This is a genomic window from Yersinia sp. LJYL362 (assembly GCF_048323875.1).
On record NZ_JBLWEX010000100.1, the window covers coordinates 1 to 10,508 of the forward strand.

The following is a 10,508-nucleotide window of genomic DNA, read 5'->3' on the forward strand; positions in this document are numbered from 1 at the left end:
GGTTACTGCCAACCGCAGATGCCTATCCATCCCGCGATTGACCAATGACGTAATCTCATTTTGCAGTCGTTTCATGCTTCTCCTTGGCAAATTGACCCGCCGCTGCCCCCATTGCACGTTTTAGCATGGGTTCCAACATCATCAGCAACAACCAGCGCAAGGGTTTGCGGCTGACATTTCTGACGATAAAACCTGCTGCACCTGCCGGGCCATAGGTCAATGCGACACTAAAAATAATTTTAATTAGTGTGGTTAATACTACACCTGCACGGCTGCGGGCGGGATTATTGTTCATCGTTATGCCCTCCGGCAGACTTTAGCGTTAATTGAATAAGTCATATCACAACTGACGAAAACGGCTCTGCACCCCAAAGGTTTCGGAAGTGACATAGCGCTCGACCTGGCGCAAACGTTGCTCTCCAGCCCTCAGTTCATACTCAAGTTGATCAAGAAGCTGGCGCGGCGTCGCCTCGTGATGCTCACTAAAACTGGATGCAGGCGCAGGTTCCAACAAGAAAGTCAGTACGATATAAGCCGCAATGGTGAAAACGAACAGACCAAAGAACAGCGATAACACCACCATCACACGAATCAGCCGCACCGGAATATCAAAATAGTGCGCTAACCCGGCACAAACGCCCTTGATCATGCCTTCTTCTGGCACGCGATAGAGTTTCTTCTTACTTAACACATTATTTTTAAATGAATTGCTTTTAAACGAATCGTTTTTAAACATATCGCCCATTATGACTGCCTCCAATTCGGATGCTCGGCATCAAGAATTTCTTCCAATGCCTGAATGCGGTCACGCATCCGGCGCGCATCGTCTGTTAACTGCGATAGACGTTGCATATCCTGATGACTAAGTTGAGCACCGCTTTGCTGGCGATTGCTGTAATGCAGCCATAACCAAATCGGTGCGACAAACAACACAAAAATGGTCAGCGGTATAGCAAGAAATAGGATACTCATTGGTTCCCCTCAATTATACCCGTCATACTTCAAGCTGCATGTGTGTTGGCTGCCTTCGTTCACCTCAGTCACTTACTTGTGTAAGCTCCTGGGACTCGCTCAGTTGCCGCCTTCCTGCAACTCGAATTATTGGTGTATATATGCTCGCGGATATCCGCATTGTAATCATGGCAGGCCGCCTGTATGCCGACGGCCTGACGAGGTATTTTTCTGAAGTTTAGCGCTAACTTATTGCGCTGAATTCATTTTTGCTTTCAGTGCGGCCAGTTGGTTGCTAATTTCATCATCAGCTTTCAGTTCGGCAAACTGGCTTTCCAATGACTTTTGTTTGCCAATACCCACAGTTTCAGCCTCAGCTTCCATATGGTCAATGCGGCGCTCAAACTGTTCAAAACGGGCCATTGCTTCATCCAGTTTGCCACTGTCTAACTGACGGCGAACATCACGAGATGATGCAGCCGCTTGATGACGCAGTGTCAGGGCTTGCTGCCGGGCACGCGTTTCAGTCAGCTTACTTTCAAGCTCAGTGATTTCATGCTTCATGCGGGTAAGCGTTTCATCAACCGTCGTCACTTCACGAGTCAGCGTCTCAATCAGTGCGACCACTTTTTGCTTTTCAATCAGGGCGGCACGCGCCAAATCTTCTTTATCTTTGCGCAAAGCCAGTTCAGCTTTATCCTGCCACTCTTGCTGCTGACTTTCACAATGTTCAATGCGGCGTAGCAGCTGTTTTTTCTCAGCCAGTGCGCGGGCCGATGTTGAGCGGATCTCAACCAGTGTATCTTCCATTTCCTGAATCATCAGCCGCACCAACTTTTGTGGGTCTTCAGCTTTATCCAGTAATGTATTGATGTTGGCGTTTACGATATCGGCAAAACGAGAAAAAATACCCATAATTTACATCCTCTTTAAACTAATTGGCGTTTGGTTGCGCCGATTCACATAATTTCAATAGTGATATATCAAGAGTCGTGCCAACTTTTCCATAAAGTTAGTTACTTGAAAAGTAACAAAAAATAATTTTTGACTGTTTGAATATAAAATGTAAAGTGATTACTTTAACCAACTATTGGCGAATTTCATCATGAGCGAGCAATTAGAAAACCTGTTAGGCCAGGCCAACTCTTTTGTTGAAGTGCTGGAGCAAGTTTCAGGGCTGGCAAAGCTGAATAAGCCAGTGTTGGTGATTGGTGAACGAGGTACCGGCAAGGAGTTGATAGCCCATCGCCTGCATTATTTATCAGGCCGTTGGCAGGGGCCGTTTATTTCACTCAATTGTGCCGCTCTTAATGAAAATTTGCTCGATTCAGAACTGTTCGGCCATGAGGCGGGAGCCTTTACTGGCGCGCAGAAGCGCCATCTTGGGCGTTTTGAACGCGCAGATGGCGGCACGCTATTTTTAGATGAACTGGCAACCGCCCCTATGCTGGTACAGGAAAAGCTATTACGGGTGATTGAGTATGGTCATCTGGAGCGTGTTGGTGGGAGCCAACCCTTGCAAGTGGATGTTCGTTTAGTGTGTGCAACCAATGACAACTTGCCCGCGCTGGCCGCCGCCGGGAAATTCCGCGCTGACCTGCTCGACCGTCTGGCATTTGATGTGGTGCAATTGCCACCGTTACGTGAGCGCCAGCAAGATATCATGTTACTGGCAGAGCATTTTGCGATTCAGATGTGCCGAGAATTAGGTCTGCCACTGTTCCCCGGTTTTACCCCGCAAGCTGAACAGCAATTACTGAAATATCGTTGGCCGGGAAATGTGCGTGAGCTGAAAAATGTCGTCGAGCGCTCAGTATATCGCCACGGCGACAGCAGCAAGGCGCTGGATAACATCATTATCGACCCTTTTGCCCGCCAGCAGAACTGGGAAAACGAGGGTATTGAACGCAACGACTCGGGCAGCCAAACCGGCGAATTGCCCACCTTACCGATCAATCTTAAAGATTGGCTGCATAATAGTGAACAACAGATACTCAAACAGGCGTTGGAGCAGGCGCGATTTAATCAGCGCAAGGCAGCCAGTCTGTTAGGATTAACTTATCATCAATTACGAGGTATGCTGAAAAAACATCAAATATTGGTAAACGAACAATAAATAAATCAGCCACACCGCTAAACAGAGGGCGCTGACTGGAATATCAGTCGGTACCTTCAACTCCTCGTAGATAGCCATCTTTAATGCAAACATTAACAGGAAGGTTAATTAAAAATGCTGCTTGTGCAAAACTGGACATCCCTTTAGCCGCATTACCATTTGTTCTATCATCTGCTATGGCTCCATACCATTTATTATCTATCTTAATATTAATCGCATCGAGCGATGTGTCATCCGGACGCCACATAATGCTGGCATTATAACCTTTAATTATCCGATTATAAATCATGGTACCATTATCAACTTCACATTGTGATTTTAGCTCTCCCGTTTTCGTCGCCAGTGCAGGCCCGCACATAAATATAATAACCCCACAAAAAATTAATTTCATAATATAAACCCTCCATTTAATGATATATAAAATTTATCTTTATAAAATAGCCACCAGCATAAACATTTTGCCATGACCTCTATAGTTGAAATTTATGCTCCGTTTGGAGTCTATCGGATCCATACTACCAAAACACGCCCTGACCATTGGTCTGATTCCCATTCTTAACATCCAGGTTCGCATCATATTCAGAGCTGAAGGTACAATAAAAACGCTATGATAAGGATTCATACTGGCACTCGAACGTGTTTGTTGATAGAAAGGGTTGGGAATATATCCATTAAACATAACGTTGCCCTGATGCAATAAATATGAAGTTGCTGACATGACCTGTTCCGCTAAAACTCTGCGATGGGCCATCCATTCTGATAAGTAGGGTGCATAACGAAAAATACGATGAATCTCCTGTTGAATCTCACTGGCCCCCAGTCGTAATAAAAAATCCAGGGTATGATCTGCACTATACATATTAGTATCAGCTCGTATCTGATAAATATACGCCTTTGGACCACTGGTCATTGTCGTTTTTATATTTTTCAACACTCTTTCTAAATAATCGTAAGCAAAACTTCTGTCCGCCGTAGTAGAAATAAATGCACTATCTGCGAGTTGGTAAATATTACTACGGCAGCTTCTACCACTCAGGTGTTCTAGCACCAGATCATTGTCACCTGAAGAATAAAAACCCTGACTGAATATTTCATGATGGTCACGAGTATCAACACGCCAGACAATATCAGGTGGTTTAGCCCTGCTCTTAAAATTTATCAGGCATAAAGTAAGCAATAAAATCATTAACTGACATCGGCCCATCACGCCTCCATAAAATCTAAATGTAGCTTTGTTACTCATATATTTCATGTATGAATATAGCAATGGATACATTGATGTCATAATCCAAAATAACTGGGCGTATACATGTTAAATATTATTATTTAAATTAAATCATAACTGGACGTCAGTACACTTACTATCGGAAAGGGAATTGGCGACGGTAGGTAAAAAAAAAGCCAGCACCCGAGCTGGCTTAAAAAACACTGGAAGCAATGTGAGCAATGTCGTGCTTTTCTGTCAAAAGCCTGAAACAACTAGCTTTGTCTCGAAGAGCAAACAGATGATAATGGTTATCAATAGCACTTGCAAACACTTTGTTGAGAATTTTTCTCATTCCCATACTAATTCTGATGGAATTACGGACAATTTCAGGATGAAAAACCTTTCCCCCTAATGATGCCTTCCCGATTTCTCGGTGAATAAACAATAATTTGCTGCTTATTACTCTCAATTGCTGCAACAAACAGCAGACAGCGCAGTTGTTTTGCTCAATGGATTGGGAGGCGTGCCAGATTACGGTACACTAAGTGTATTGCTTACTTACTGCGAAGCGTTTATGCGTGCATTACTTATTTTGATGCTATCGATTTGGATGCTCCCGCTGGCTTGCCTTGCGACCCCAGCGCTGGCGCAACCTGCCCCAGCCGCCGAACCGACTCAACCTCTGCCGGATATCCGTCAGCGCGGTTTTGTCTATTGTGTCAGTGGGATACTGAATACCTTCAATCCACAGATGGCCAGTAGCGGATTAACTATCGACACCCTTGCGGCGCAGCTTTATGACCGCTTATTAGATGTTGACCCCTATACCTACCGGTTAAGCCCTGAATTGGCGGAAAGCTGGCAAGTGCTGGATAACGGGGCTACCTACCGTTTTCATTTGCGTAAAGATGTCCCGTTCCAGACTACCGATTGGTTTACTCCCACACGCAAGATGAATGCTGATGACGTGGTATTCAGTTTCCAACGGGTATTTGATTCGCAGCATCCTTATCATGAGGTCAACGGCGGTGAATATCCTTACTTTGATAGCCTGCAATTTGCTGATGCAGTGCAAAGTGTCAAAAAACTTGATGACTATACTGTTGAATTTAAACTGAAAGCCCCCGATGCTTCATTTCTGTGGCACTTAGCGACCCACTATGCGCCGATCCTTTCAGCCGAATATGCCGATGTATTAACCCAACAGGGCCGACAAGAGCAGATCGATCGCGAGCCGGTAGGCACTGGCCCCTTCTTATTAAACGAATATCGGTCCGGGCAATATATCCGTTTGTTCCGTAACAGTGATTATTGGAAAGGTTTGCCACGCATGCCGCAGGTCGTCATTGACCTCGGGGCGGGAGGAACTGGCCGCTTATCCAAGTTATTAACTGGTGAATGTGATGTATTGGCCTATCCCGCTGCTAGCCAGTTATCTATTTTACGCGATGACCCCCGCCTGCGCTTGACTCTGCGCCCAGGGATGAACGTGGCTTATTTGGCCTTTAATACCCGCAAACCGCCGCTGAATGATCAACGCGTCCGCCAGGCCATCGCCTTATCTATTAATAACCAACGATTGATGCAATCAATCTATTATGGCACGGCGGAAACTGCGGCATCCATTTTGCCCCGTGCATCATGGGCTTATGATAATCAGGCTCAAGTGACTGAATATAATCCGGAAAAAGCCAAAGCGATCCTCAAAGAGCTGGGTATCACCAAGCTGCAACTCAACTTATGGGTGCCGACGGCATCGCAGTCCTATAACCCCAGCCCTTTAAAAACGGCAGAGTTGATACAAGCTGACTTAGCGCAGGTCGGTATTACGGTGAATATCGTGCCGGTCGAAGGCCGTTTCCAGGAAGCTCGCCTGATGGAGATGAGCCACGACCTGACACTCTCTGGCTGGTCAACCGACAGTAATGACCCCGACAGTTTCTTCCGCCCACTATTAAGCTGTGCAGCAATCCGTTCGCAAACAAACTATGCTCACTGGTGTGACCCTGAGTTTGATGAGTTGCTGCAAAAAGCTTTACGTTCCCAGCAATTATCGGCACGTATTGAATATTATCAGCAAGCCCAGCGCATTCTGGAACAGCAACTGCCGCTGTTACCCCTGGCGTCATCCTTGCGGTTGCAAGCATACCGTTATGATATTAAAGGTTTAGTTTTAAGCCCATTTGGTAATTCTTCTTTTGCAGGCGTGTTTCGCGAAAACCAGCTTCAAGAAAGCCAGTCTCACCAAAGCAATCGCGATGAGGGCAAAAAGCCATGATAATCTTCACATTGCGGCGCTTATTACTGCTGTTGATAACCCTCTTTATGTTGTCATTGGTCAGTTTTAGCCTGAGCTATTTTACTCCTCATGCCCCCTTGAATGGCGCATCTCTGCTCGATGCCTACCGTTTCTATTTCAGCAGCTTGCTTCAGTGGGACTTTGGCGTTTCCAGCATTAATGGTCAACCAATCAGTGAGCAATTGCGCGAAGCTTTCCCTGCCACGATGGAGCTATGTGTTCTGGCCTTTACCTTGGCGCTATTTATCGGTATTCCACTGGGGATTATTGCCGGTGTGATGCGCGGCAAATTTGCTGATATTGCCATCAGTTCCATTGCACTCATCGGTTTCTCAATCCCGGTATTTTGGCTCGCCCTGCTACTGATGTTGTTCTTTTCGCTGCATTTGGGATGGCTGCCGGTTTCTGGGCGTTTTGACCTGTTATATCAAGTGAAACCTGTCACCGGGCTGGCGTTAGTCGATGCGTGGCTGTCACCCTCGCCGTATCGTAAAGAAATGATGCTCAGTGCGTTGCAACATATGATTTTACCCATCACGGCACTGGCCGTAGCCCCCACCACGGAAGTCATTCGTTTAATGCGCACCAGTACCGATGATGTTATCGGGCAAAACTATATTAAAGCGGCGGCAACCCGTGGTTTGTCCCGCTTTACCATTATTCGCCGCCATGTGTTGCACAATGCTTTACCGCCGATCATTCCAAAATTGGGGTTACAGTTCTCGACCATGCTGACATTGGCGATGATAACCGAAGTGGTGTTTAACTGGCCGGGGTTAGGTCGTTGGCTAATCAATGCGATTCGACAACAAGATTATGCTGCAATATCAGCCGGCGTGATGGTAGTCGGTTCGCTGGTTATCGTCATTAACGTTCTGTCGGATATCCTGGGCGCGATGATGACGCCGTTAAAGCATAAGGAATGGTATGCCCTTCGATAATGTCTACCGCGAGAAGAAAATGCCCAGCCCGCTGCTCTATACCTGGCGGCTTTTCTATGCCGATGGCCTGGCAATGGTAGGGTTTTATGGCGTGCTGGGGTTGTTAGTGTTATGTGTACTGGGCAGCACGCTAGCCCCTTACGCTCTCGACCAACAGTTTTTGGGCTACCAGTTACTGCCCCCCTCATGGTCACGTTACGGCAATGTCTCTTTCTTCCTGGGCACTGATGACTTAGGGCGCGATATTTTAAGCCGTTTATTAGCGGGCACTGCATCCACTTATGGGTCGGCGCTATTAGTGACAGTGGCAGCGGCACTGTGTGGCGTGATCCTCGGGGTGTTTGCAGGTATCACCCACGGTTTTCGTTCTGCCATTCTTAATCACGTGCTGGATACACTGCTCTCAATCCCCTCCCTGCTGCTAGCCATTATTGTGGTGGCTTTTGTCGGCCCGAGTTTAGAACACGCCATGTTCGCCGTCTGGTTGGCACTACTTCCCCGCATGGTGCGCACGATTTACAGTGCCGTGCATGATGAGCTGGATAAAGAATATGTGATTGCCGCCCGTCTGGATGGTGCATCGACTCCCCATATTTTGGCCTATGCCATTTTGCCGAATATCGCGGCAGTGTTAGTCACTGAATTTACTCGCGCGCTCTCAATGGCGATTTTGGATATTGCGGCCTTGGGTTTTCTCGATTTAGGCGCGCAATTACCCTCGCCAGAATGGGGGGCAATGCTCGGAGATTCACTGGATTTAGTCTATGTCGCGCCGTGGACCGTGATGTTACCCGGTGGGGCAATTTTGGTCAGTGTACTGCTGGTTAATCTGTTAGGTGATGGTATGCGCCGAGCTATTAATGCGGGGGTGGAATAATGCCGTTACTTGATATTCGTAACCTCACCATTGAATTTATGACTGCCGAAGGGATGGTGAAAGCGGTTGACCGCATCAGTATCACCCTCACGGAGGGGGAAGTCCGTGGCATAGTCGGCGAATCAGGCTCGGGCAAGAGTTTGATTGCCAAGGCTATCTGTGGCGTAAGCAAAGATAACTGGCGTATTACCGCCGACCGTTTTCGCTTTAATGATATTGACCTGTTGCAACTGACCCCCCGTGAGCGACGTAAGGTGATCGGCCATAATATTTCGATGATTTTTCAGGAGCCGCAATCCTGTTTGGATCCGTCAGAAAGTATTGGTCGGCAACTGGTGCAAGCTATCCCAGGTTGGACTTACAAAGGCCGCTGGTGGCAGCGATTCCATTGGCGTAAACGTCGGGCAATCGAGTTGCTGCATCGGGTGGGGATTAAAGACCACAAAGACATTATGGGCAGTTATCCCTACGAACTGACCGAAGGCGAATGCCAAAAGGTGATGATTGCTATTGCGCTGGCCAATCAGCCCCGCTTACTGATTGCCGATGAGCCCACCAATGCGATGGAACCTACCACTCAGGCACAGATTTTCCGTTTACTGGCACGGCTGAATCAAAACAATAACACCACAATTTTGCTCATCAGCCATGACTTACAAATGATGAGTAAATGGGCCACCCGGATTAATGTGTTGTATTGCGGTCAGACGGTGGAAAGTGCTGTTTGTGAAGACCTGCTGGCATCCCCACACCATCCTTATACTCAAGCGCTGATCCGCGCCATGCCTGACTTTGGCCGCTCTCTGCCACACAAAAGTCGGCTGAATACTTTACCGGGAGCGATTCCTTCATTGGAGCACTTGCCGATTGGTTGTCGTCTGGGGCCTCGTTGCCCTTATGCCCAGAAAACCTGTATCGAAACACCGCGCTTGCGATTGGTGAAAAACCACGCCTTTGCCTGCCACTTCCCCTTAAATCTGGAGGAGCAATAATGGCCGAGACACTGCTCGAAGTCCGTAACCTGAGCAAAACCTTTCGCTATCGCACTGGGCTGTTTCGTCGCCAGCATGTGGAGGCGGTTAAAGCGGTCAGTTTCACCTTACGCGAAGGTCAAACACTGGCGGTTATTGGTGAAAATGGTTCGGGTAAATCTACCTTAGCTAAAATGCTGTCGGGCATGATTGAACCGACCGACGGTGAATTGCTCATTGACGACCACCGCCTGGTGTATGGTGATTATGCTTATCGCAGCCAGCGTATTCGGATGATTTTCCAAGACCCGAGTACCTCGCTTAACCCGCGTCAACGTATTGGCCAACTACTGGATGCACCGTTAAAGCTGAATACCGATTTAGATGCCGCCGCGCGCGAACAGCGTATCTATCAGACTTTACGCCAGGTGGGGTTGTTACCGGATCACGCTAATTACTATCCACATATGTTGGCCTCCGGTCAGAAACAGCGTATTGCGCTGGCGCGAGCATTGATCCTGCAACCAAAAGTGATTGTTGCCGATGAAGCTTTGGCGTCACTGGATATGTCCATGCGTTCACAGATTATTAATCTGATGCTGGAGTTACAGGAAAAGCACGGCATATCCTATATTTATGTAACCCAACATTTAGGCATGATGAAGCATATCAGTGACCAGGTGATTGTGATGCATGAAGGGGAAGTTGTGGAGCGCGGCAGTACCGCAGAAGTGCTCGCAGCACCCTTGCATGATCTAACTAAGCGATTGATTTCCAGTCATTTTGGTGAAGCTCTTACCGCAGATGCCTGGCGTCGGGATAGCGCAAGTTTCTAACCGCCACAGGGTTAATGTGACATTGTCACGTCATTCGCAAACAAACCTGCCTCCGCGATCATCTGATCGCGGAAATTTTATGATCCTATATGAAGTTAATGACAAAGCTATTGGTGACTGCTAACAAAGTCAAATGAAGGGGAATCGTGCCGTTGGGGTCGTAGCGACGGAGTCGCCGGAGCGCCCTTATATCTTGATCTCTTTCCTCATAGGATCGATGATCCCCGACTGATCATCGGGATGTCATGGGTGAGATTGCGAGTGCCCGTGGGTTTAAGCCTGTCACCTAGATTAATCCCCCATGACATAT

At 47.5% G+C, this 10,508-nt stretch carries 12 protein-coding genes; 6 read left to right on the forward strand and 6 right to left on the reverse strand.

Annotation, left to right across the window (positions count from 1 at the left end):
- Positions 1–55: 55 nt before the first annotated feature.
- From pspD to pspA, 4 genes are all read right to left on the reverse strand, one after another.
- The gene (gene pspD / locus ACNSO8_RS04325) at positions 56–295 is read right to left on the reverse strand and encodes a phage shock protein PspD (protein WP_005169543.1); all 240 of its coding nucleotides are present in this window, start codon (positions 293–295) and stop codon (positions 56–58) included.
- A 45-nt stretch (positions 296–340) separates the two neighbouring features.
- The gene (gene pspC / locus ACNSO8_RS04330) at positions 341–745 is read right to left on the reverse strand and encodes an envelope stress response membrane protein PspC (RefSeq protein WP_050159400.1); all 405 of its coding nucleotides are present in this window, start codon (positions 743–745) and stop codon (positions 341–343) included.
- Positions 745–972, reverse strand: a complete 228-nt coding sequence (gene pspB, locus ACNSO8_RS04335; RefSeq protein ID WP_019079351.1) for an envelope stress response membrane protein PspB — start codon at positions 970–972, stop codon at positions 745–747. Before pspB ends, pspC begins: the two co-directional genes overlap by 1 nt.
- Positions 973–1,200: 228 nt before the next feature.
- Positions 1,201–1,866: a phage shock protein PspA gene (gene pspA, locus ACNSO8_RS04340; RefSeq protein WP_019079350.1), complete on the reverse strand. Its 666-nt coding sequence runs from the start codon at positions 1,864–1,866 to the stop codon at positions 1,201–1,203.
- Between the two features lie 190 nt (positions 1,867–2,056).
- On the opposite strand from pspA, the gene pspF reads away from it, so the two are divergent.
- On the forward strand, positions 2,057–3,067 hold the full coding sequence (pspF, locus tag ACNSO8_RS04345; protein WP_019079349.1) for a phage shock protein operon transcriptional activator: 1,011 nt from the start codon (positions 2,057–2,059) through the stop codon (positions 3,065–3,067).
- A gap of 43 nt (positions 3,068–3,110) precedes the next feature.
- Here the strand turns inward: pspF and ytxB are convergent, their stop codons facing one another.
- On the reverse strand, positions 3,111–3,458 hold the full coding sequence (gene ytxB / locus ACNSO8_RS04350; protein WP_019079348.1) for a putative AB5 enterotoxin binding subunit YtxB: 348 nt from the start codon (positions 3,456–3,458) through the stop codon (positions 3,111–3,113).
- Positions 3,459–3,497: 39 nt separating this feature from the next.
- Entirely contained in the window at positions 3,498–4,271 is a 774-nt protein-coding gene (ytxA, locus tag ACNSO8_RS04355) for a putative AB5 enterotoxin ADP-ribosylating subunit YtxA (protein ID WP_418393926.1), read from the reverse strand.
- A 577-nt stretch (positions 4,272–4,848) separates the two neighbouring features.
- Here ytxA and sapA point away from each other — a divergent pair.
- From sapA to sapF, 5 genes are read left to right on the forward strand one after another with little or no spacing between them, the layout of a single operon-like run.
- Positions 4,849–6,552, forward strand: a complete 1,704-nt coding sequence (sapA, locus tag ACNSO8_RS04360; RefSeq protein WP_046695694.1) for an ABC transporter substrate-binding protein SapA — start codon at positions 4,849–4,851, stop codon at positions 6,550–6,552.
- Positions 6,549–7,514 (forward strand): putrescine export ABC transporter permease SapB, encoded by a 966-nt coding sequence (sapB, locus tag ACNSO8_RS04365; protein ID WP_019079345.1) that lies wholly within the window; start codon positions 6,549–6,551, stop codon positions 7,512–7,514. The genes sapA and sapB overlap by 4 nt, the downstream gene beginning before the upstream one ends.
- The gene (gene sapC, locus ACNSO8_RS04370) at positions 7,501–8,391 is read left to right on the forward strand and encodes a putrescine export ABC transporter permease SapC (RefSeq protein ID WP_019079344.1); all 891 of its coding nucleotides are present in this window, start codon (positions 7,501–7,503) and stop codon (positions 8,389–8,391) included. Before sapB ends, sapC begins: the two co-directional genes overlap by 14 nt.
- Entirely contained in the window at positions 8,391–9,383 is a 993-nt protein-coding gene (sapD, locus tag ACNSO8_RS04375) for a putrescine export ABC transporter ATP-binding protein SapD (RefSeq protein WP_005169513.1), read from the forward strand. Before sapC ends, sapD begins: the two co-directional genes overlap by 1 nt.
- Complete coding sequence (gene sapF, locus ACNSO8_RS04380; protein WP_019079343.1) at positions 9,383–10,198, forward strand: putrescine export ABC transporter ATP-binding protein SapF; 816 nt, start codon at positions 9,383–9,385, stop codon at positions 10,196–10,198. Before sapD ends, sapF begins: the two co-directional genes overlap by 1 nt.
- The last annotated feature ends 310 nt before the right edge of the window (positions 10,199–10,508 follow it).